Source organism: Streptomyces kunmingensis (assembly GCF_039533535.1).
GTDB classification, from domain to species: domain Bacteria; phylum Actinomycetota; class Actinomycetes; order Streptomycetales; family Streptomycetaceae; genus Streptomyces; species Streptomyces kunmingensis.
In genome coordinates this window covers 387,550-409,827 of record NZ_BAAATS010000030.1, presented here as the reverse complement: position 1 = coordinate 409,827, position 22,278 = coordinate 387,550, and the positions used below count along the sequence as shown (strand labels likewise).

Genomic DNA, 22,278 nt, shown 5'->3' with positions numbered 1-22,278 from the left:
AGCGCGAACCATCCCGCCACCGTTGTTTTTGCGCGGCTGCGCCGCGCGTTGTGGGGGCTCCGCCACCCACACCCCCTTGCTGGTGTGAAGGCCCCTCGCATGAACGCGGGGGGCTTCTTGCGTGGCACCCAGGCCACCCGGGGCCCTGCCGACGGCTGGGGGTCCGGGGGTCATCCCCCGGGAGACACAGCATCAGCGGGTCCGGGGTTCGAGTCCCTGGCGGCGCACGTTGTCGGTGGCGGGACGTGTTCGCGGAAAGCGCGAACCATCCCGCCACCGTTGTTTTTGCGCGGCTGCGCCGCGCGTTGTGGGGGCTCCGCCACCCACACCCCCTTGCTGGTGTGAAGGCCCCTCGTTGCAGTAGGGGCCTTTTGCATGCATGCCCCTCGTGCGAACGGGGGCTTTCTGCATGGGCAGGGCGGTGATCACTGGCCCGGGTCAGATCGTCAAAGACAGCAGTACCGGTGCCGCGCTCCTGTTCAGGCGGTCCGCCGCGTCGTGGAGGCGGTGGGCGTGTTCGACCGGGAGGGAGAGGGCGAGGCAGCCGACGGCGGAGCCGGCGGTGATCGGGACCGCGGCGCAGACCGTGCCGACCGCGTACTCCTGGAGGTCGAGGACCGGGACGGTCGCGGGCTGGGTGGCCAGCCGGGAGAGCAGCACCTTCTCGTTCGTGATGGTCCGCGAGGTGAGGCGGGCCATCTTGTGGCGGGAGAGGTGATCACGCCGGCCGTTCAGATCCAGCTGCCCGAGGAGGCTCTTGCCGACGGCGCTGGCGTGGGCGGAGACCCGGAAATCGACCCACTCGTTGACCGCGGGGGCCTCGGGCCCGGCCGCGTACTGCGTGATGTGGACCTCACCGTCGATGTACCGGCTCATGTAGACCGCGGCGCCCACCGTGTCCCGCAGTTCGTCGAGCGTGTCCTGGAGCTTGGCGGTGAGCGCGGCCGCGCCGCCCTCCGCGGAACCGATTCGGCTCAGCGTCTCGCCGGTGACGTACGCGCCGTCGGCGTTCTGCTGGACGTACCCCTCCCGGCGGAGCATGCGAAGGAGCGCGGTCAGCTGCTCGGCGGGCAGACCGGTCTCGCGGGCCAGCTCGGTTTCCGTGACGCCGGTGCCACTGTGGGCGACGGCCTCCAGGACACGTAGAGCGTGCTGCACCGACCGGTGCGGTTGGTACGCCGACGCGTCCTGCTCGTGCTTCAGCGCCACGGCATCCCCCTGCAAGGATCGGTTCCGGACAGCTGGCTCCGTCCACGATAGCCGCCAACACCCCCAATAAGGGCGGCGGTTGGGGGAATTGGTGGCGCATTCCGTGCCTCTCAACAGGAACGCGCCACCCTGGCATATGCCAGCGTCATGCCCAAAACGGCATGTGGCTGGTCACAGCACCGCGCTGAGGAACTCCCTGGTCCGGTCGTTGTCCGGCTCGTTGAAAATTTTCTCCGGGGTGCCCGACTCGATGACACGGCCCGCGTCGAACATCAGGACCTGGTCCGAGATGTCCCGGGCGAAACTCATCTCGTGCGTCACACAGAGCATCGTGATGTCGGTGGTGTGCGCGATGTCCCGCAGGACGTCGAGGACACCGGCCACGAGTTCCGGGTCGAGCGCCGACGTCACCTCGTCGAGCAGCAGCACCTGCGGCCGCATGGCAAGGGCCCGCGCGATCGCGACCCGCTGCTGCTGGCCACCGGAGAGCTGGGTCGGATACGCGTCGCAGCGGTCGCCCAGGCCCACCAGGTCGAGCAGCTCGCGGGCCCGCTGCTCCGCCTCGTCCTTGGGCAGGCCGAGCACGGTGACCGGCGCCTCCATGATGTTGCGCAGGACCTTCATGTTCGGGAAGAGGTTGAACTGCTGGAAGACCATCCCGATGTTCTTGCGGACCTCGCGGATGTGCTTCTCGCCGGCCGGGACCAGCTTGCCGTTCTTCTCCTCGTGCGTGAGGTACTCGCCGCCCACCTTGATGGTGCCCTCGTCCGGCTTGAGCAGGGTCATCAGCAGCCGCAGGATCGTCGTCTTGCCGGAGCCGGACGGGCCGATCAGCGTGACGTGCTTGCCCGAGGCGACGGAGAAGTCCAGCTGGTCGAGGACCGTGTTGGAGCCGAACCGCTTCACGACCTTGTCGAAGCGGATCAGCTCGGCGCCGTCCACCTTGGGGTTGGCCTGGCCTTTGGTGAGGTTCGCGTCAGGAGAGTCAGTGGACAAGGCGGCGCTCCAGGGATCGGAGGAGGAGGGAAGCGAGGTAGGAGATGACGATGAAGGCGACGCCGACGACCGTCAGGGCCTCCGTGTACTGGAACGTCTTGGCCGCCTCGAGGCGCGAACGCTGGAGCAGTTCCAGGACGCCGATGCCCGCGAGCAGCGGGGTGTCCTTCAGCATGGCCACGACGTAGTTGCCGAGCGCGGGCACGACGCGGCGGATCGCCTGCGGCAGGATGACCGCCGACCAGGTCCTGCGGTACGACAGGCTCAGCGCGCGGGCGGCCTCCCACTGGCCGACCGGCACCGCCTCGATGCCCGCGCGGTAGACCTGCGCGGTGTACGTCGAGTAGTGCAGGCCGATCGCGACGACACCGGTGGTGAACGCGGAGAACTGGATCCCCGCCTCCGGCAGCACGAAGTACAGGAAGAACAGCTGGACCAGGAGCGGGGTGTTGCGGATGAACTCCGTGATCGCCCCGACGGGCCAGCGGACGAAGCGGGTGGGCGCCCGGAAGGCGAGGGCCCAGAGCAGGCCGACGCTGAACGAGATCAGCGAGCCGTACAGCAGGATCTGGAGGGTGACGAGGAGACCGTCCCAGAAGTACGGCATGAAGTCGCCGACCGCGGACCAGTCCCAGTTCGTTGCGGCAGTGGTGATCACAGGGCGGCCCCTCCGGTCTCGTTCTGGCGGCGGAGGTCGAGCTTGCGCATGACGCCGGCACCGCGCTCGGGCCGCTGCCCGAGCCCGGCCTTGGTCTTGCGCTCCAGGGCCCGCATCCCGCGGGTCAGCACGAACGCGATCACGAAGTAGATGACGAGCGTGATCGAGTAGATCTCCGTGCTCTCGGTCGTCGCCAGCCGCACCAGGTAGGCCGCGAAGGACACGTCACCGATGCCGAGCAGCGACACCAGGGCGGTGCCCTTGAGCAGCTCGACCAGCAGGTTCGAGAACGGCGGGATCATCTCCGGCACGGCCTGCGGCAGCAGGACGAGGCGCATCCGCTGCCACGGTGTGAAGCTCAGCGCGACCCCCGCCTCGCGCTGAGCGGGCGCCACCGCGTTCAGGGCGCCGCGTACGATCTCGGCCCCGTACGCGCCGTAGGAGAGACCGAGAGCCAGGACGGCCGCCCACATCGGGACGAGTGACCAGCCCGCGAGCTGCGGCAGGACGAAGAAGATCCAGAACATCAGGACCAGGGCAGAGGTACCCCGGAAGATCTCGGTGTAGAGGCCGGCCACGAACCGGACGATCCACAGCCGGTGCGTACGCGCCATGCCGACACCGAACGCCACCACGGTCGCGAGCGCCGCGCTGTAGACGGTCAGCTGAATCGTGATCCAGATGCCGGGCAGTACCCAGTGTTCCCACAGTCCGGCAGTCATCGGCACAGCTCCTCGGCGGTCAGCGTCGTCATCTCCGCCTTGGTGAAGCCGAACGGCTGGAGGATCCGGAACAGTTCGCCGCTCTTCTTCATCTTGTGGATCTCGACGTTGAAGGCGTCCCGCAGTTTCGTGTCGGTGGGCCGGAAGGTGAAGCCGCCGCCGTCGACATGCTTCTTGCCGTCGACCGTCGGCGCGAACGGCTCGGTGTGCTCGGCCTTGCTGCTCTTCTTGGTGACCTCGCGGGTGGTGAGCGCGGTACCCGCGAAGACGTCGATGCGCCCGGCCTCCACCGCGTTGAGCCCGGCCACCTGATCCTGGAGGATCACGATGTCCGACTCCTTGTACCCGGCGTCGACGGCGTACGCGATCTCCGCGTACCCGGTGCCGGTGCCGAACTTGGCCTTCGCTTTCACGACATCGGCGTAGTTGTGCAGGTTCTTCGGGTTGCCCTTGCGGACGATGAACGAGTCCAGCATCTGGTACTCGGGATCGGCGAAGATGACCTGCTGACAGCGTTCCTTGTTGATGTACATCCCGGCGGACACGACGTCGAACTGCTGCGTGTTCAGGCCGGGTATGAGCGAGGCGAAGTCGGTGGCCACCGGCTGAACATGGCCGACACCGAGCCGTTTGAAGATGACCTTGGCCAGCTCCACCGCCTCGCCGGTGAACTCGCCGTCGTCGTTGATGTACCCGTACGGCACCTCGCCCGCGATGCCCAGGCGTACCGTGCCCTGCCCCTGGAGGCGGGCGAGTGTGTCCCCGTCCGGCACCCGGCTGCAGCCTGCCGCGCCCAGGGCCCCCATCGCGCCGAGTGCGCCCGCGCCGATCAGTAGTGACCGTCTGCGGAGAGGACGTTTCTCCGGAGTCTCGTTTCTACGTATCTGAGTTGGTGGAGCCATGGGCGCGCGGCTACCCGACTCGACGCAACATATGCCGATCAATTTACGCCGCAGTCACTGAGGATGCGGTCTTGACCCAACGGGGTGGATGAGGCAGACCATGGAGAGCATGGCTGACTCAACGGACCGGTTCATCGAAGTCTCCCTGGCCAAAAGGGGAGTGGCCTGTACGGCGAAACTCCTCGACGATCGCGCGCCGCTGACGTGCGCGGCGGTGTGGGAGGCCCTGCCGCTCGTCTCCGACGTCTACCACGCCAAATACGCCCGCAACGAGATCTACGCCCTTTTCCCGGCATTCGCGGAACAAGAGCCACCCCTGGAGAATCCGACGGTCACTCCCATTCCGGGTGACCTCTGCTATTTCTCCTTCAACGGGTCGCAATTGGGCTCCCAGTCGTACGGCTACGGCACGGGCGCCTCGCTCGCGGCCGGCACCCCCGTCATCGACCTCGCCCTGTTCTACGAACGCAACAACCTGCTCCTGAACGGAGACGTCGGCTGGGTCCCCGGAATCGTCTGGGGCCAGGTGGTGGAGGGCCTGGACACGATGGCGGAGGCCTGCCAGGACCTGTGGCGGTCGGGCGCGGTGGGGGAGACGCTGAGCTTCCGCCGCAAGTAGCGCCTCAGCCCCGCTGTCGTACGAGAGGCAGCGGGGTCCGGGGCGGAGCCCCGTGGCCTAAGCCACCACAGGCGGTGCGATACCCGCGACCCCGGCCTCATACAACGCGTGAGCAACCCGGAGTACCAGATCATCCCGATGCCGCGCCCCGACCACCTGAACCCCGACTGGCAATCGCGCCCCGTCAACCCCCACAGGCACGGACGCCGCTGGCTGCTGCGTCAAATTGAACGGGTACGTGAACGGCGTCCACCCCGTCCACCGCCGCACCCCGGACCCCCGAGGCACCTCCACCCCCGCCTCGAACGCGGTGAGCGGCAAGGTGGGTGTGACCAGCACGTCGTACGTGGAGTGGAACAGCCCCATCCGCCGCCCGAGCGCCATCCGCGTGTCCACCGCCGCCAGATAGTCGAGCGCGCTGTACCGGGCCCCCTGCGCACAGATCTCCTGGAGCCCCGGATCCAGCAACTCCCGCTGCGCGGGGGACAGATGCTGCACGACCCGGGCGGCCCCGCTGAACCACAGCACGTGGAACGCCTCGACGGGATCGGTGAAATCGGGGTCGACCTCCTCGACGTAGGCCCCGAGTCCCGCCAGCCGCGTCACCGCCGCCCGCACCCCCGCCGCGACCCCGGGCTGCACCGCGACCTGCCCGCCCAGCGACGGCGAGTACGCCACCCGCAGGCCGCGCACTCCGCCCCGCAGCCCGTCCTGGAAGCTGCCCGCCGCGGGGGCCGACCCCGACCAGTCGCGCGGGTCGGGTCCGGAGATCACGTCCATCATCAGCGCCGCGTCGGCCGCACTCCGCGTCATCGGCCCGACGTGCGCCAGCGTCCCGAACGCGGAGGCCGGATACAGCGGCACCCGCCCGTACGTCGGCTTCAGCGCGAAGATCCCGCAGAACGCGGCCGGGATACGGACCGACCCGCCGCCGTCCGTACCGAGCGACAGCGGCCCCGCGCCGACCGCGACGGCCGCCGCGCTGCCGCCACTCGAACCGCCCGCCGTGCGCGAGGTGTCGTACGGATTGCGGGTGATCCCCGACAGCGGCGAGTCGGTGACGCCCTTCCAGCCGAACTCGGGTGTCGTGGTCCGGCCGACGAAGACGGCACCGTGCTCACGCAGCCGCGCCACCGACGGCGCGTCCTCAGCCCAACTACCGTCCACACGTACCGTTTTCGACCCGCGCAGGGACGGCATGCCGCGCTGCAACAGGATGTCCTTGACGGTCACCGGCACACCGTCGACCAGCCCCTGCGGCTCACCCCGCCGCCATCGCCGCGTACTCGCCTCCGCCTCGGCGAGCGCCCCCTCCGCGTCGACCCGCACGAACGCGTTCAGCTCCGGCTCGGTCTCCTCGATCCGGGCCAGCACCGCCCGGACGGCGTCGACAGGGCTGAACTCGCCCTTGCGGTACCCGTCGAGAAGGTCCAGCGCGGTCAGTCCGGTGAGCTCGGTCGTCATCCGCCCCTCCACCCCATGGCGCGAACCATGGATCAGCGATCAGGTCAACGAACAGGTCAGCGATCAGGTCAACGAACAGGTCAGCGATCAGGCCAGTGAGCAGGTGCCAGAAGCCAGGTGTCCCGGATCGCCATCAGTTCCCGGGGACATACCCACGTTTCTTGTCGACCACGTTCGTCAGCGACCGGCCCGCCTCCCAGCGCCCGTACAACTCCATGAACTGCCGCCCCAGTTCATCCCGCCATCCGACCGTGTCCCCGCTCATGTGCGGCGAGACGAGCAGCCCGGGAGCCGTCCACAGCGGGCTGTCCGGCTCCAGCGGCTCGTGCTCGAAGACATCGAGCGCCGCGCCCGCGATCCACCGCTTGTGCAGGGCGTCCACCAGATCGGACTCCACGACCAACTGCCCGCGTCCTACGTTGATGAAGCGGGCGGCGGGCTGCATCACGCCGAACCGGCGCGCGTCGAACATGGACCGGGTGTCCTCGGTCAGCGGAGCCGCGCACACCACCCAGTCGGCGCGTGCGAGCAGCCGGTCGAGATCGGCGGGGCCGTGGATCCCGGCCCGCGCCCGCCGCCCGACCAGCGCCGTGGTGATGCCGAGTGCCTTGAGCTGCGCGGTGATCGCGTGCCCGATGGGGCCCGAGCCGACGACGCAGGCCCGCGTCCCGGCGATGCGCTGCGACTCGCGGTGCCGCCACTCGTGGGACATCTGGAGGGCGAGCGTGCGCGGCAGGTCCTTGCCCATCGCGAGGACGAGCGCGGCGACGTACTCGGCGATGGGCTGGTCGAAGATGCCCCGGGCATTGGTCAACACGGTGTCGGAGTCGACGAGTTCGGGGAACATCAGCCGGTCGACGCCCGCGCTCGCGGTGTGCACCCAGCGCGGCCGCGGCCCCTCGCCCGGCCACGCGTCCCGCACCGCGTCGGACAGGAAGTCCCACACCAACAGGACGTCGGCCGCGGGGAGTCGGGCGCGCAACCCGGCCGCGTCCGAGGCGTGCAGCACCCGGGCCCGGCCGGTGAGGCCGCCGAGCCGGGGCGGCGGTTCGCCGGGCGCGGCGTCCAGGACGAGCACGGTGGGCCGGCCGCCGGCCGGTCCCGCGCCCCCGGAGCCCGGGCCGCCGGGGCCGGACACGGCAGGGAAATCGTTTCGCAACGAGGCTCCGCTTTCCTTGAGGGACTTCTTGAAGGACTTCTAGAAGTACTTCTTGAGGGACTTCCTGAGGGGCTTCTCCGGTGGGCCGGGTCGGAAGGGCCGGGAACATCACGATCATGACGTGCGGACCGACTCGCGGCATCCATCTGACATGCGCGGATTGACCACGCTGGCACCTGAACCTACCTTCGTCAACAGGGGTACTGGGCCAGCCCGTTCCCCTCCTCTTCGCTGTCCCGACGTCCCGGCGGCGGCCCGCCGGCTCAAGCACCGCACCGGCATCATCACGTCAGCTGAACTTGGGGCATGCTCTATGGACGTCTCTTTTCTGGGAGGGCCGCAGCCGCAGCGCGGCGTCGGCGTCGTAGCACCGTTCGACTTCGCTCTCGACCGTGAGCTGTGGCGCTGGGTGCCCGACGAGATCTCCCTCCACCTCACCCGCACCCCGTTCGTCCCGGTCGAGGTGAGTCTCGATCTGGCGCGTCTGGTCAGCGAGCACGAAACACTCGGCGAGGCGGTACGCGCACTCGGCGCGGCCGAGCCCGAAGTCCTCGCGTACGCCTGCACGTCGGGGAGTTTCGTCGGCGGGATCGCGGGGGAGCGCGCCATGTGCGAGGCGATGCGCCGCTCGGGCGAACTGCCGTCCCTCACCACGTCCGGCGCGCTCCTGGAGGCACTGGACGAACTCGGCGCGCGCCGCGTCGCGCTCGTCACCCCCTACACGCAGTCGGTGACGCAGTCCCTGGAGGAATATCTGGCGCAGGCCGGCGTATCGGTCACCGGAGCCGCGGACCTCGGTCTGACCCGGCACATCTGGAAGGTCCCGTACCGGGACGTCGCGGAGATGGCGCGCGACGCGGTCGGCGGCACGGCCGACGTGCTCTTCATCAGCTGCACGAACCTGCCCACGTACGACGTCATACCGCAGTTGGAGGCCGAACTGCGGATCCCGGTGATCTCGGCCAACCAGGTCACGATGTGGGCAGCCCTGCGACGACTGGGTACGCGGGCGGTGGGGCCCTATCAGGCGCTGCTCGACCCGGCGGCGCGACGGCAGTGGCCCCTGCCGGACGAAGGGCTCCGGCCCGGACAAGGCCTGCCGGAACTCCCGGAGGGCCAGGAAGGGTGGGCATAGAACATGACAGCGCTCGGATTTCTCTACCCAGGACACTCCGCCGAGGACGACTATCCGCGCATCGAGATGCTGATCGACAGTGACATCCGGCTGCCCGTCGTCCACACGGACATCGGCGAGGACGCGCACCGCGTCGACGCGCTCCTGGAGATGGGCGCGGCCGACCGGCTGTCCGCGGGCGTCGAGGAGCTGAGGCTGGCCGGCGCGGAGGCGGTGGTCTGGGCGTGCACGTCCGCCAGTTTCGTCTTCGGCTGGGACGGCGCGCACGAGCAGGTCAGGTCGCTGGCCGTGGCCGCGGGCCTGCCCGCCTCCAGCACCTCGTTCGCCTTCGCGCACGCGCTGCGCGAGCTGGGGGTGAGCCGGGTGGCGGTCGCGGCGACGTACCCGGCGGACGTCGCCGAGCACTTCTCCGCGTTCCTGAAGTCGGCCGGCGCCGAGGTGCTGTCGGTGCGGGGCAGCGGGATCATCACGGCCGCGGAGGTCGGCACGTGGGGCTGGGACGAGGTCCTGACGATGGCCCGCGCCGGGGACCACCCGGAAGCGGAGGCGGTACTCCTCCCCGACACGGCACTGCACACGGCCGCGTACGTGCGTGACCTGGAGCGGGAGCTGGGCAAGCCGGTCCTCACCGCCAACCAGGTCACCGTCTGGGAGGCGCTGCGCCTGGTGGGCCGCCGGGTGAACGCGCCGGAACTGGGCTCCCTCTTCGCGAAGGAGCCGGTGGTCCAGGTGTGACGCGTGTCGGCCGGCCGGGGCGTTCCTCCCTGGTCACTCCTGTGCGGTCACTCCTGTGCGGTCACCCCTGTGCGGTCACTCCGGTGCGGCCGCTCCCTCCGGGCCGTTCCTGCCTGCGGGAATAAACCGGAGCTAGCCTCCGTTAAACCGGGGTTACTCAGACCCACATCACCAGGAGGACCCCGTGCCGGCCAACCACGACGAGATCCGCGGCGCAGCCCACGGCACCGCCCCGACCCCCCTCTCGGTCCTGGACCTGGTCACCGTGGGCGCGGGCCGCACCGCCACGCAGGCCCTGCGCACCAGCGTCGACATCGCCCGCCTCGCCGAGCGCCGCGGATACCACCGCTACTGGGTCGCCGAGCACCACTCCATGCCCGGAGTGGCCTCGTCGTCGCCGGCCGTGATCCTGGCCCACCTCGCCGCCCACACCGACCGGGTCCGGCTCGGCTCCGGCGGCGTCATGCTGCCCAACCACGCCCCGCTGGTCATCGCCGAGCAGTTCGGCACCCTCGAGGCGATGGCCCCGGGCCGCATCGACCTCGGCCTCGGCCGCGCCCCCGGCACCGACGGCGCCACCGCGGCGGCCCTGCGCCGCACCGACCGGCTCAACGAAGGCGCGGACGACTTCCCGCAGCAGCTCGCCGAGCTGACCCGCTTCCTCGACGACGACTTCCCGGACGGCCACCGCTACTCCCGCATCCACGCGGTCCCGGGCCCCGTCCAGGCCACGTCGCCCGGCGGCGTCCAGGACCCGCACCGCCCGCCGCTGTGGCTGCTCGGCTCCTCCGGCTTCAGCGCCCGCCTCGCCGGCGTGCTCGGTCTGCCGTTCGCGTTCGCCCACCACTTCTCGGCGCAGAACACGATCCCGGCGCTCGACCTGTACCGCGAGTCGTTCCAGCCCTCCGCGGTCCTGGACGAGCCGTACGCCCTCATCGGCGTCTCGGCGCTCGCCACGGACGACGACGGCACCGAGGCCCGCCGCCAGGTCCTGGCCGCCGCGCTCAACATGGTCCGCCTGCGCACCGGCCGCCCCGGCCTGGTCCCGACGCCCGAGGAGGCGGAGGCGCACCAGTTCAACGAGATGGAGCGGGACTTCATCGACTCCTGGAACTCCAACGTCATCCACGGCTCCGTCGACGAGGTCCGCACCGGCCTCGACGACCTCCAGAAGCGCACCGGCGCCGACGAACTGATGCTCACCGCCAACGCCCACAGCGGCGACGTACGCCTGCGCTCGTACGACCTCATCGCGGACGCCTACGGCCTCCCGCAGTCCTGACCCCGCGCGGTGCCGCCCCCCGATCGGATCGAGGGGGCGGCACAAGCAAGCCCGTCCGGCAACAAGCAAGCCCGTCCGGCGATTGAGGACGAGCCCGCAGGGCGACTGAGCGGACGCAGTCCGCTGCCCATCCACGCGCCCGCGCACACGAACACGCCCGCGCACACGAACACGCCCGCGCCCACGGCTACCGCGCGGCCAACAACCCGGAGATACGATCCGCCCCGACGGGCCGCGAGTACAGCCACCCCTGCCCGGTATCGCACCCGATCCGCCGAAGCCGCTCCGCCTGCTCGACCGTCTCCACACACTCCGCCGTCACGGTCAGCCCCAGCCGATGAGCCAACTGCACCATCGCCTCCACGATCACGGCATCGGCCGGATCCTCGGGCGCCCCGGCATCGCCCCCGGCGCCGACGCTCTCCCCGTCCTGGAAGCCGCGTACGAACGCCCCGTCCAGCTTCAGCACCGACACCGGGAGCCGGCTCAGATACGCGAGGTTCGAGTACCCGGTGCCGAAATCGTCGATGGCGATGCGCACACCCATGTCGCTGAGATCCTGCAACGCCCGCAGGGGCCGCCCGGTGGACCCCATCACCGCGGACTCGGTGAGCTCCAACTGGAGTAGCTCCGCCGGTAGTCGGGTCTCCTCCAGGATGCGGGCGACATCGGCCACCAGGTCCGAGTCCCACACCTGACGTACGGCCACGTTGACGCTCACGAAGACCGGCGGCACGTCCGGATGCGCGAGCTGCCACGCGCGCGCCTGCCGGCAGGCGGTCTCCAGGACCCACAGCCCCAGCTCGACGATGGAGCCGTCCTCCTCGGCCAGTGCGATGAACCGATTCGGCGTCAGCAGACCGAACTGCGGATGCCGCCAGCGCACCAGCGCCTCGACGCCGCGCAGCCCGCCGTCCTCCAGGCGCACCAGCGGCTGGTACTCCAGGACGAACTCGCCGCGCTCGACGGCGGGCCGCAGCCCGGCGGAGAGCGCCTGACGGGTCATCCGGCGCGCGTTGCGCTCCGGGTCGAAGAGGGCCCAGCGTGCCTTGCCGTCGGCCTTGGCCCAGTACAGCGTGGTGTCGGCGGCCTGCATCAGACCTGTCGTGCTGGTGTCCGCGACGTGCCGCTCGACGACGCCGATCGATGCCGAGACGGAGAGCCGCTGTCCGGACAGGTCGAACGGTTCGCGCAGCGCCCGCAGGACCGTCTCCGCGAGGGCCGCCAGCTGCTCCGTGCCGGTCGAGTCCTCCATGAGCAGCGCGAACTCGTCGCCGCCGAGTCTGGCGACCAGTGGGGCGCCGGTGGCGTGCCGGGCCAGGTCCGCGCAGTGCGTGAGCCGCTCGGCGACGGCGGCGAGCAGCCGGTCCCCGACGTGGTGGCCGAGGGTGTCGTTGACGGCCTTGAAGCCGTCGAGGTCGAGGTAGCAGAGGCCGACCCGGCCGGTCGCGCCCGAGTCCTCGTACGCGCCGGCCTCCAGAGCGCCGGTGAGGCGCTCGAAGAACAGGGCGCGGTTGGGCAGCCGGGTCACCGGGTCGTGGGTCTGCAAGTGCCTTAGCCCGGCCTGGAGTTCACGGTGTGCGCTGACATCGCTGAGCGAGACCAGGACGACGTCCGCGCCGGGCACGGGCGACACCGTGATCCGCACCCACAACGAGTGGCCCGAGGCGTGCTTGAGGCGGCGGGTCCGGCTGAGCGGTGCCTGCCGGCCGCGCAGCACCTCGCGGTAGGCGTCCCAGGTGCGCGGGTCGGAGGCGAGGTCGAGCAGTTCGGCGGCGACGAGGCCGACGAGGGGCCCGGTGCCTTCACCGTGCAGCAGCGCGAGCGCGGCGGCGTTCGCGCCGGTGATCAGGCCGCCGCGGTCGACGAGGAGCATGGGCTGCGGCGCGGCGAGGAACGCGGCGCCGTGGACGGCCCCCGGGGGGTACTCCGGTGCCCGGCCGTTCTCCGTGCTGCGTTCGCGGCGCGGGCCGGCCGGTGGCACCTCCGCTGCGGTCGTGGGCCCTTCGGGTTGTGCGCTCACCGCTCGCTCCCGTAGTGCGTTCGTCTGGTCGCGTGGTCTGGTGCGGCCGGGTCCCGGCAGGAAAGTGTGCCGATCATAGAGGCCGGTCGGACGGCCTATCCAGCCTTGTCCAGGGGCAGCACGGCTCCGGGCAGGCGGAACCCGTCCTGCCAGATCGTTTCTGCTCGCCCCCGGCCGGACTTCTGTCGCACCCCGATCATCTGTGACGGCCGCTGACCGCTCGGGGTGTCGTCCTCTCACTCATCCGGGCCAGATAAACAGGGCGAAAGCCAACAAACACCAACACTCTGGGTGGGGTGTCCCACTTTCCCCTCCCGGAGGTCGACTTGCCGCGTCCGCAGCCACCCGGGGGAGTGGACAAGCCCCGCCTGCGCGCCACCGCGGCGGCGCTCACCGCTCTCACCGCCCTGGTCGCCACGGGCCTGGTCGCAGGCCCCGCCGGTGCCTCCCGCTACGGCGGCCCCTGCGCCCTGGAACGCACCGCCGCCCACCACTCCGAAGGCCTGGACACCTGGAACGAGGCCTATCCGCGGCCCCGGAGGAACCTGAACGCGGTGATGGTCTTCCTCTCCTTCCCGGACTCGGCCCCGCTGACCACGCCCGCCGAGCTGGCAGCCGACTACTTCCCGGCCACCAGCCGCTTCTTCGACCGGGCCTCCTACGGCAGGTTCACGCTGGTGCCGCATCCGCAGCGCGCGTGGCTGAAGATGCCGCGGGACTCGGCCTCGTACGGGATACGGCGCGACTGGGACGCGGGGCGGCGCGGCGCCTATCTGCGTGACGCGCTGGCGGTGGCGGATCCGCACACCGACTTCAGCAAGTACGACGTCGTCTACTTCGTCGCCGACCCGGACGCGCCCGGCGTCGACTCGGACGCCACGAAGGTCGTCAACTTCGACCGGCCGATGCGGGCGGACGGCGCCGACATCCGGCGCGTCGTCACGGTCTTCGAGCAGCACCCGCCGGACCGCAACGTCCTCGCGCACGAGACCGGGCACGTCTTCGACCTGCCCGACCTCTACCACCGGCCGTCCGACAACAAGGGCGACTGGGACACGTACGTCGGTGACTGGGACGTCATGGGCAGTCAGTTCGGTCTCGCGCCGGACTTCTTCGGCTGGCACAAGTGGAAGCTCGGCTGGCTGGATCCCCGGCAGGTGGCGTGCGTGACCCGTACGGGCGCTACGCGGCTGACGCTGGAGCCGCTGAGTACGGCGCCGCGCGCGGCGGGCGCCCCGTTCGGCACCGGGGACGGCACCAAGCTCGCGGTCGTACGGACCGGGCCCTCCAGCGTCATCGCCCTGGAGGCGCGCGGCGCGGGCGGCAACGACAGCGGCACCTGCACGCAGGGCGTCCTCGTCTACCGGGTGCGCAGTGACTCCTCGTCCGGCGGCGGCCCCGTCCAGGTCCTCGACGCCCACCCCGATACCGAGGCCTGCTACGGCGACTCGGTGTACCCGGCCCTCGCGGACGCGCCGGTCGGCGTGGGGGAGAGCTTCACGGTCCCCGGCGCCGCCCTCCGCATCGAAGCGACGGACCGCACGGCCTCCGGCGCGTGGACGGTCACGGTGACAACGGGCGGAGCCCTGTCGTCCCCATGACCCCCGGGGCGCCGGGGCCCCAGAGCTTCACTCCCCGGCCACGCAAGAAGCCCCCCGTTCTCACGGAGGGCGGCGGGGCCCCGGGTGGCCTGCGTGCCACGCAAGAAGCCCCCCGCGTTCATGCGAGGGGCCTTCGCACCGGCCAGGGGGTGTGGGTGGCAGAGCCCCCACGACGCGCGGCGAAGCCGTGCAAAAACGACGGCGGCGGGATGGTTCGCGCTTTCTGCGAACACATCCCGCCACCAACAACGTGCGCCGCCAGGGACTCGAACCCCGGACCCGCTGATGCTGTGTCTCCCGGGGGATGACCCCCGGACCCCCAGCCGCCGGCGGGGTATCGGGTGGCCTGCGTGCAACGCAAAAAGCCCCCCGTTCTCACGGAGGGCTTCTTACCGTCGGTGCGCCGCCAGGGACTCGAACCCCGGACCCGCTGATTAAGAGTCAGCTGCTCTAACCAACTGAGCTAGCGGCGCCTGCTGACGTCGTAGACCTTAGCATCCTGATCGGCGGCAGGAAAAATCGATATGCGGACGGCGGCGGTGGCGCCGGCCCTGGCCGCTCGGACGCAGGACCAGAGCAGTACCTCCGGACCGGGGAGCCAGGGGTGGCGGGTGTCCGGGGCGACCACCCAGCGGGATTCGGGGCGCGGGTCGGTGGGTGCCGTGGGGGCGGGCACGGTGACGGCGTCGCCGCTGCCGTGGCAGAGCAGGGGCGGCACGGCGGGGCCCCACTCCTCCCATTCCAGCAGCGAGGGCAGCCGCTGAGCCGTGCCCGGCGCGGCGAACACGAGCATGCGGCCGCGGTGGGCGGCGACCGGGCCGGAGCCGGGGCCCTCGTCCCAGAGCCGGTCTAACATCCGCCGGCCGAAGATGGCCGGCACGTTGACCACGTCGAAGACGGAACCGCAGGGCAGCACCACGGGAGCCGTGGGTCGGGACTCCCAATGGGCGAGCGTGGAGCGCGGATACGTTCCTGCGGAGGCGAGCCAGGCGGCGCCTTCGGGGGTGACGCCACAGACATCGAAGCGGTCGTGGGGGATGCCGGGGGCAGGGGCAAAGTGGGGGCTGTTGTTCATGTCCCCCACATCTACAGGGGGTGAGGATGCCGCTCCTCAGGGTTGCGAGAATTCGGGACAGGAGGGGGAGGCGAGGAGTATCTTGCCCTCATGGCATATGCCAAATGATCTTTAGGCGGGCCCCGGCGCCGCTAGGGCGACTGCTCCGAGCCGCTGCGCAGCAGGTCACGGCCGAACTCGACCATCTTCTTCGCATAGTCCTCGGTCCACTGCGCGCGCTCCGCAATGTCCGCCGTGGTCAGCCGGTCGAAGCGGCGCGGATCGGCGAGCTGCGCCGCCGCGATCGCCTGGAACTCGACGGAACGGTCGGTCGCCGCGCGGAACGCGAGTGTCAGTTCCGTGGCGCGGGCGAGCAGCTCGCGGGGGTCCTCCAGGGACTCCAGGTCGAAGAAGTGCTCCGGGTCGGCGGCGGCGTCCGCGGGCTCGAAGAGGAGCGGGGCGGGGCGCAGCCGGGGCTGCGGGGTACGGGGCCGCTCGGGCTCCGCCATGGTGGTTCCTCCTTGTGCCGGGTCCGGCCCGTCGAGTGCCCGGGCCGCCTTCCATTGTCCGTCGGCGCGCAAGTGGGCCTCCGCAACAGGAGAACGCCCTGAAACGAACGCCCTGAAGCGAACGTTCTGACCAGAGCGCCCTGACGAGATGGCCCTGACGAGTTCGCCCTACGGCGTCCACGCCACCCGGTGTTCCGACAGGCGGGCGAGGACGGCGTGGTTGGCCTCCCAGCCGTCGGGGAACTTCACGTCCACCCCCAGCTGCACCGGCTCCGTCGACGGATGCTCGTCGAGGAGCTCGGCGACACCCGCCCGGCACACCACGATGCACGCGTGCCGGTGCCGGGACGCGAGCACGCACAGGCGGCCCGTCTCCAGGTGGAACGCGGTCGCGTCCGGACGGCCCGACAGCGGATGCAGCACCACGGTCACGTCGAACTCCCGGCCCTGCAACCGGTTCGCCGTGTCCACCGTGACGTCCCGCACGCCGAGCTCACCCAGCGCCGCACGGACCGCCGCCGCCTGGTCGCGGTGCGCGGTGCCGACGCAGATCCGGTCGGCGGTCAGCGGCGCCGCCCCGGGGCCCCGCTCGGAACGGGTGACACCCTCCCGGTCGAGCAGCCGCCGCACGACGAGCGCCACCGCCCGCACCGCCTCCGGGTCCGTCCGGGGCGTGTGCGCGGCGGGCAGTTCGAGCAGCCCCCAGCCGGCCGCGGCCGCCTCGTCGATGACCCGGTCCGGGCCCGAACCGTCCGACGGGGCGGTGAACTCCAGCGCGCGGTCGCCCTCGTCGGTGCCGCTGCGGAACGGCGTGAACGGATAGAACGCCCCCGACACCAGCGACCCCGCCGACGCCGGCAGCCGCCACGACACCGGCAGCCGGTGCTGCGGCAGCTCGGGATTGTGTGCCAGCAGCGTCGACACCGCCGACGCCGACGGGTCGTACGACAGGCCCGCCCACTGCTCCGAGCCGACGATCGCGAACGGGTCCAGCTGCCCGGGATCACCCACGAACAGCGCCCGCTCGAACAGGCCCGCCACGGCGAGCAGCGCGTCCGAGCGCATCTGGTACGCCTCGTCCACGATGGCGTGCCGCCACGGCCCGCCCGCGTCGGCGACCTTCACGTGCGCCCACTTCGCGGCGGTGGAGATGACGACGGGCAGCGGCGCGAGGTCACCGGCCTTCGTCGAGGTGCGTACGTTCGGCAGATCGTCGAGCGCCTTGTCGTAGGCGTCCGGGTCACTGCTGTGCAGCCGGCCGACGGGCAGCTCCGGGTTCTTCTCGTGGAGGCGCAGGACGAGATCGTCGACCTGTGCGTTCGTCTGCGCGACGACCATCAACGGCCGCCCCGCCTCCGCGAGTTCGAGCGCGGCCCGCACGACCAGGGTCGATTTCCCGGCGCCCGGCGGCGAGTCCACGACCACGCCGCGGGCGTCGCCGTGGAGCGTGTCGCGCAGGATGGCGTCCGTCGCCCGGGCGGCGGCGGCCGAGGGGCTGAGCGCCGCCGGACCGGGGCCTGCGGGATCGTGGGCCGACGGGTCATGAGCCGACGGGTCATGAGCCGACGGGTCATGGGCCGACGGGCCGAGGGCGGTCACGGTCGTCACAGGATGTCCTCCGAGGTCACGGCGTCCGGCGTCGAGGCGTCCGTGCCCGGCGGCCCGCCGTGCGTCCACGGCGTCTCCTCCGGGTCCGGCAGCTTGGGCCCGCCGCGCTGCTCGTGCTCGAACAGCGTCCAGCACACCCGGTCCCCCTTCCGCGGCACGGACCCCTCCTCCGGCTCCTTGCCCCGCCCCATCTTGTCCAGCAGTCGCAGCACGACCGCGTCCCCCGCCTCACTCTCGTAGGCCACGAACTCGGCCGCCTGCGGCTTGCCTTCGAGCGACCGGTACACCTTCACCCGCTCCCCGAGATGCGGCCGGTCGTCCGTGCGGACCGTGATCAGCGGCCGCGGCCGCTTCTTGTCGTTGTACGCCGCCACGACCTCGGTCACCTCGCCCGCGAAGGCCTCTCCGGCCAGCCGCCGGCCCGCCATCACGAGCGGGTCGTCGAGCGCTTCCTGCGCGTCCAGGCGGGCCTGCTCGCGCTCGCGCGTGGCCAGCTTGTTCGCCGCGGTCACCGCGTCGTCGCGGCGCGGCTGCGGCGGCTCGCCCGCGGCCACCCGGTCGCGGTGCCCGGTGAACGACCAGCGGTCCCGCGTCCAGCGCTCGGCCGCGCGGGGGCCCTCGGGCAGCGTGCACAGCAGGTCCAGGCCCCGCCACACCGCGTCCCACGTGGGCCGGGTGCGCGACTCGACCAGGATGTGGATCTCCCGCTCGGCCGCGGTGAGTTCGGCGAGGCGCCCGTCGGCCTCGACCGCGTCCTCGGTCGCCGCCAGTCTCGTACGGGCCCGGTCGTAGCGCTCGATCGCCGGCGCGAGCAGCTTGTTGTCGAAGGCCGGGTCGGTGGCCGGTCCCGCGGGCGGGCAGAGCAGCTGGCCGTCCGGGCCCCGGTCGAGCTCGGCGCGGAGCGCGGCCTCGGCGCCCGAGGTGCCCTCCGGGGCCGCGATCCAGGCGAGGAGCGCGCCCAGGTGCTGGTCCTCCAGGCTCGACTGGCCCGTCGCCCAGTGCCGGGACAGCAGGTCCGTCATGGCGAGCAGCAGCGCGGAACCGGGGACGCGGGCCCGCTCCCCGAAGTGCGTCAGCCAGCGGCCGAGCAGCGGGACGTGCGGCGGCGCCGGATACGGCGTCTCCGGGTCCTGCTCGGCGGTGCGACGGAACCGCATCGACCGGCCGAGCAGCCGCACCAGGTCGATGCCCGCTCGGCTCGGCACGATCAGCTGCGGCGCGTCCGCGCACAGCTCGACCTCGACCTTGACCTTCTTGCCGGTCTCCGGATCGGTCTCGCTGCGCTCGGCGGCCTCGACGTCACCGGCGTACGCGTCGACGTACGGCAGGACCGTCTCGGCGAGCTGCGTCAGGAACGCGAAGCGCAGATCGCGGTCGCGCGGCTGTGCCACGACCAGCAGGCGCGGGGAGGTGCGCTCGGTGCCGACGAGGGCGCCGAGCGGGGCGCCGGTCTCGCCCGCGGTCGTCAACGGCACGATGACCAGGGGCTGCTGGGACAGGTGCCGGTGGCGGACCGTGGCGATGGGCTGCGCGCGGCCGGTGCTGGTGGCTTCGAGCCGGCCCAGGTGGTTGATGAGGCTCACAGGGCCGCCCCCTTCGACGGTTCGGCGAGGTCGAGTGCCTCGGCGCGCAGCGCGGCCGCGCGCCGCAGCGCCGCCACCGTCGGATCCTCCGGGTCGCCCGTCTCGCCATGAGCCGCGGCGAGTACCGCGTCCACCGTGGTCAGGCCGCCGAGCTCGGCGCGCAGCGCCCGGCCGAGGGACGTCACCGCGCCCTCCTGCCGCGACCGGTCCCGGCAGTGGAACGCCAGCTCGCAGGCGGCCAGGCACTCCGGCGCGTACGTGGCGGGCACCGACTCGACGGCCGCCGTCAGCTCGGCGGCGGGCCGGTCCGGGTCGAGGACGGTACCCGGCGGCAGTTGCGCCGCGATGGACTCGATGCGGGTCAGGCGGCGCAACTGGCGCCGCGTCACCGACAGTTGCTTGCGTACGTCGACGGCGGACGCGGCCGGCAGGTTCGAGAAGTCCTTCGGGCAGACCAGGACGACCCGGTCCCGGACCTTCACCCCGGTGTCGGGGAGGCGGGCCGCGACCTCCTCGAGGGCCAGTACGTACACCGCGGCCTGGCGTGCGGCCGCGCCCACCTTCGCCGCGTCCGCCGCGCCGTCGATCATCGGGAAGGACTTGATCTCGACGACCGTCCAGCTGCCGTCCGGGTGCACCACCACCGCGTCGGGCTCCAGGAACGCCGGGCTGCCCGCCACATCCAGGGCGAGCATCGGATGGTCGAGGAACGTCCAGGTGCCGGGGGACTCCACCGCCTCACGCAGCGCGAGAGCCGTGCGCGCGGTGCGGCCCTCGGGCCCGATCGCCGACAGATCAGGGGCGCGTACGTACTCTGGGGCCGGCTCGATGGCAGAGCCGTCCACGTGCGCGTGCACCAGGCGCAGCAACTGGGAGCCACCGTCGGCCTTGACCCGCGCCTCGAACACGTTCCCCCGGGCCAGGGCGAACTGGGACTGCCCGAAGGCGGCGGGCGAGCCGAGCGCGTCCGCGAGACGGGCCTTGTCCACCCCCGCCCCGTCCAGCAGCGCACGTCTGTCGCACCCCGGGTTCGCCGCGAGGGCGGCCAGGGCGCGGGCGTCCAGCGGCCGCGGCTGATGGTCGGGGCCGCGCAGCTCAGCGAGCTGGTGCCGCAGCCCCGTCACCGGTGTCGTGCGACGTGGCGGCCTTGCGCTGTCGGGGAATTCGCTCACCCGGCGAAGTCTGGCACTCTCCACTGACAATCGAGGAACGTGTGGCGGAAGGGACCGCCCGGGAACCGCTCGCGAGTACCGTGTCGACCCGGTCCCTGACCCGCTCCGCGAGCCGTGTCACCGGCTTCGTCAGCAGCAGGCCCACGCCCATCACGGCGGCGCCGGCCAGCGCGTCGAAGAAGTAGTGGTTCGCCGTGCCCATGACGACGATCGTGGTGATCAGCGGGTAGGCGACACCGGCGGCCTTCGCGTACGGGCTCTTTCCGTTGCGCCACAGCATGACCCCGCACCACAGCGCCCACCCGACGTGCAGGCTCGGCATCGCCGCGTACTGGTTGGTCATGCCGCCCAGGCCCTTGGGCGCGCTGGCCGCGCCGCCCCACCAGCCGTACGAGCTGTACTGGGCCATCGTGTCGACGAAGCCGTGGCCCGCGGCGAGCAGCCGGGGCGGGCAGGTCGGCAGCATCGTGAAGCCGATCAGGCCGATCAGCGTGGACGTCATCAGCCAGGTCCTGGCCGCGCGGTAGAGATGGGCGCGGCGGCGGAAGAGCCAGATGAGGATGGCCGGCGTGACCACGTAGTGCAGCGAGGCGTACCAGAAGTCCGCGGGGACCCCGAGCCAGGGCTCACGGGTGAAGAGACGGTTCAGCGGATGCTCGAGATTGAGACGGACGGCGTTCTCCGCGCGGAGGATGGCCAGACCGTGATCGACAGCCGTGCTCACGTCACCCCGGGCGAGCAGCCGGCCGGCCGAGTACGCGCCGTACACGAGGAGGATCAGCGGTAGCTCGGTCCACCACCGCAGTCGAACACCGGGTGTCGCCTCCGTGCGTACCGCGTGGTCGATCTGCGACATTCGGGCCGCTCCCCCTCTTCCTCGTCCGGCGGCCTCCGGCCACATTGCTCACCCTAAGGTGTATGTGGGGTGCTTCGTGGGTGACCCCTGACCCTCGTAGACGCGGAGATCCTTCACCGGGTTGCCCGAGAGGCGGTCCGCAATCCGGTTACGCGATGATGGACGGGGCGACGCTGCCCGTTCGTCCCTCGTTCACCCCGTACGTCCCGTGTTTCCGTACGTGTAGTTGTGAAAGGTCCCCGCATGGCACCGCGCATTCTGTTGGCCCGGCACGGACAGACGGAATGGTCCCTGTCCGGACGGCATACGGGCAGGACGGACATTCCGCTTCTCGAAGAGGGGCGGCGCGGCGCGAAGCTGCTCGGCGAGCGGCTGCACCGGGCACCCTACGACGGGCTGCCCGGCGTCGAGGTGCGTACCTCGCCCCTGGTGCGTGCGAGCGAGACGTGCGAGCTGGCCGGATTCGGGGAGCGGGCCACCGCGTGGGACGCGCTCATGGAGGTCGACTACGGCGCCTACGAAGGGCTCACCCCGGCCCAGATCCAGGAGCGGCGGCCAGGCTGGTTCATGTGGCGCGACGGCGTCCCCGACGGGGAGACGCTCGCGGAGGTGTCGGCGCGGGCCGACGAGGTCGTGGCGTGGGCCCGGTCCGCCGACCGTGACGTCCTGGTCTTCGCCCACGGGCACATCCTGCGGTCGATCGGGGCGCGCTGGCTCGGCCTGCCGGTGGACTTCGCGTCCCGTATCCGGTTGAACCCGACGTCGCTGTCGGTGCTGGGGTGGGCTTATGGGGAGGCGGCGGTGGAGAGCTGGAACGAGACGGGGCACCTGGCGGTGGGCTGATCCGATTCGCCCCCGCTCGGGAGGTTCGGGTTCGTTCGCGGCCGCGCCCCGGTGGGGCTTCTCGCGCAGTTCCCCGCGCCCCTGAAGCATGCGGCTTCGCCGCAGCTCCATGGGGGCGCGTTCCACGCAGCCCCTGAAGAGGGCGCAC

The 22,278-nt window shown here is 71.5% G+C and carries 20 protein-coding genes and 1 tRNA gene; 6 read left to right on the top strand and 15 right to left on the bottom strand.

Annotation, left to right across the window (positions count from 1 at the left end; translation table 11 throughout):
- Positions 1-438: 438 nt before the first annotated feature.
- The 5 genes from ABD366_RS35165 to ehuB all read right to left on the bottom strand — a co-directional run bounded on the left by ABD366_RS35165 (position 439) and on the right by ehuB (position 4,487).
- On the bottom strand, positions 439-1,209 hold the full coding sequence (locus ABD366_RS35165; RefSeq protein WP_324770143.1) for an IclR family transcriptional regulator: 771 nt from the start codon (positions 1,207-1,209) through the stop codon (positions 439-441).
- Positions 1,210-1,380: 171 nt separating this feature from the next.
- Positions 1,381-2,151 carry an ectoine/hydroxyectoine ABC transporter ATP-binding protein EhuA gene (gene ehuA, locus ABD366_RS35160; protein ID WP_324770162.1) on the bottom strand — a complete coding sequence of 257 codons (771 nt, stop codon included), beginning with the start codon at positions 2,149-2,151 and terminating at the stop codon, positions 1,381-1,383.
- A 43-nt stretch (positions 2,152-2,194) separates the two neighbouring features.
- Complete coding sequence (gene ehuD, locus ABD366_RS35155; protein WP_324770164.1) at positions 2,195-2,812, bottom strand: ectoine/hydroxyectoine ABC transporter permease subunit EhuD; 618 nt, start codon at positions 2,810-2,812, stop codon at positions 2,195-2,197.
- A gap of 47 nt (positions 2,813-2,859) precedes the next feature.
- Positions 2,860-3,585 (bottom strand): ectoine/hydroxyectoine ABC transporter permease subunit EhuC, encoded by a 726-nt coding sequence (ehuC, locus tag ABD366_RS35150; protein WP_324770145.1) that lies wholly within the window; start codon positions 3,583-3,585, stop codon positions 2,860-2,862.
- Positions 3,582-4,487, bottom strand: coding sequence for an ectoine/hydroxyectoine ABC transporter substrate-binding protein EhuB (gene ehuB, locus ABD366_RS35145; protein ID WP_324770146.1), 906 nt, complete (start codon positions 4,485-4,487; stop codon positions 3,582-3,584). Before ehuB ends, ehuC begins: the two co-directional genes overlap by 4 nt.
- Before the next feature lie 109 nt (positions 4,488-4,596).
- Here ehuB and ABD366_RS35140 point away from each other — a divergent pair, with 109 nt between their 5' ends.
- Positions 4,597-5,106, top strand: coding sequence for a DUF3830 family protein (locus ABD366_RS35140; RefSeq protein ID WP_324770147.1), 510 nt, complete (start codon positions 4,597-4,599; stop codon positions 5,104-5,106).
- 57 nt (positions 5,107-5,163) lie between these two features.
- Here the strand turns inward: ABD366_RS35140 and ABD366_RS35135 are convergent, their stop codons facing one another.
- Positions 5,164-6,570 (bottom strand): amidase, encoded by a 1,407-nt coding sequence (locus ABD366_RS35135; RefSeq protein ID WP_324770149.1) that lies wholly within the window; start codon positions 6,568-6,570, stop codon positions 5,164-5,166.
- A gap of 133 nt (positions 6,571-6,703) precedes the next feature.
- Positions 6,704-7,708: a D-2-hydroxyacid dehydrogenase gene (locus ABD366_RS35130; protein ID WP_344443113.1), complete on the bottom strand. Its 1,005-nt coding sequence runs from the start codon at positions 7,706-7,708 to the stop codon at positions 6,704-6,706.
- A 334-nt stretch (positions 7,709-8,042) separates the two neighbouring features.
- Here ABD366_RS35130 and ABD366_RS35125 point away from each other — a divergent pair, with 334 nt between their 5' ends.
- From ABD366_RS35125 to ABD366_RS35115, 3 genes are all read left to right on the top strand, one after another.
- A complete protein-coding gene (locus ABD366_RS35125; RefSeq protein ID WP_324768472.1) occupies positions 8,043-8,864 on the top strand; it encodes a maleate cis-trans isomerase family protein in 822 nt (273 codons plus the stop codon).
- Between the two features lie 3 nt (positions 8,865-8,867).
- A complete protein-coding gene (locus ABD366_RS35120) occupies positions 8,868-9,599 on the top strand; it encodes a maleate cis-trans isomerase family protein (RefSeq protein ID WP_324768473.1) in 732 nt (243 codons plus the stop codon).
- Positions 9,600-9,783: 184 nt separating this feature from the next.
- Entirely contained in the window at positions 9,784-10,881 is a 1,098-nt protein-coding gene (locus ABD366_RS35115; protein ID WP_324768474.1) for an LLM class flavin-dependent oxidoreductase, read from the top strand.
- A gap of 187 nt (positions 10,882-11,068) precedes the next feature.
- On the opposite strand, the gene ABD366_RS35110 is transcribed toward ABD366_RS35115, so the two are convergent.
- The gene (locus ABD366_RS35110; RefSeq protein ID WP_324768476.1) at positions 11,069-12,904 is read right to left on the bottom strand and encodes a putative bifunctional diguanylate cyclase/phosphodiesterase; all 1,836 of its coding nucleotides are present in this window, start codon (positions 12,902-12,904) and stop codon (positions 11,069-11,071) included.
- Positions 12,905-13,257: 353 nt separating this feature from the next.
- Here ABD366_RS35110 and ABD366_RS35105 point away from each other — a divergent pair, with 353 nt between their 5' ends.
- The gene (locus tag ABD366_RS35105; protein ID WP_324768477.1) at positions 13,258-14,505 is read left to right on the top strand and encodes a M6 family metalloprotease domain-containing protein; all 1,248 of its coding nucleotides are present in this window, start codon (positions 13,258-13,260) and stop codon (positions 14,503-14,505) included.
- A gap of 399 nt (positions 14,506-14,904) precedes the next feature.
- Here ABD366_RS35105 and ABD366_RS35100 read toward each other — a convergent pair.
- From ABD366_RS35100 to ABD366_RS35070, 7 genes are all read right to left on the bottom strand, one after another.
- Positions 14,905-14,978: transfer RNA gene (locus ABD366_RS35100), tRNA-Lys, on the bottom strand.
- Positions 14,969-15,580 carry a bifunctional DNA primase/polymerase gene (locus ABD366_RS35095; protein ID WP_324768478.1) on the bottom strand — a complete coding sequence of 204 codons (612 nt, stop codon included), beginning with the start codon at positions 15,578-15,580 and terminating at the stop codon, positions 14,969-14,971. The genes ABD366_RS35100 and ABD366_RS35095 overlap by 10 nt, the downstream gene beginning before the upstream one ends.
- Positions 15,581-15,711: 131 nt before the next feature.
- Positions 15,712-16,068, bottom strand: coding sequence for a hypothetical protein (locus ABD366_RS35090; RefSeq protein WP_324768479.1), 357 nt, complete (start codon positions 16,066-16,068; stop codon positions 15,712-15,714).
- 168 nt (positions 16,069-16,236) lie between these two features.
- Positions 16,237-17,529, bottom strand: a complete 1,293-nt coding sequence (locus ABD366_RS35085; protein WP_324768484.1) for an AAA domain-containing protein — start codon at positions 17,527-17,529, stop codon at positions 16,237-16,239.
- A gap of 143 nt (positions 17,530-17,672) precedes the next feature.
- Positions 17,673-19,259 (bottom strand): hypothetical protein, encoded by a 1,587-nt coding sequence (locus ABD366_RS35080; RefSeq protein WP_324768480.1) that lies wholly within the window; start codon positions 19,257-19,259, stop codon positions 17,673-17,675.
- A complete protein-coding gene (locus ABD366_RS35075; protein ID WP_324768481.1) occupies positions 19,256-20,431 on the bottom strand; it encodes a hypothetical protein in 1,176 nt (391 codons plus the stop codon). The genes ABD366_RS35080 and ABD366_RS35075 overlap by 4 nt, the downstream gene beginning before the upstream one ends.
- The gene (locus ABD366_RS35070) at positions 20,355-21,287 is read right to left on the bottom strand and encodes a phosphatase PAP2 family protein (RefSeq protein WP_324768482.1); all 933 of its coding nucleotides are present in this window, start codon (positions 21,285-21,287) and stop codon (positions 20,355-20,357) included. The genes ABD366_RS35075 and ABD366_RS35070 overlap by 77 nt, the downstream gene beginning before the upstream one ends.
- A gap of 243 nt (positions 21,288-21,530) precedes the next feature.
- On the opposite strand from ABD366_RS35070, the gene ABD366_RS35065 reads away from it, so the two are divergent.
- On the top strand, positions 21,531-22,130 hold the full coding sequence (locus ABD366_RS35065) for a histidine phosphatase family protein (RefSeq protein ID WP_324768483.1): 600 nt from the start codon (positions 21,531-21,533) through the stop codon (positions 22,128-22,130).
- The last annotated feature ends 148 nt before the right edge of the window (positions 22,131-22,278 follow it).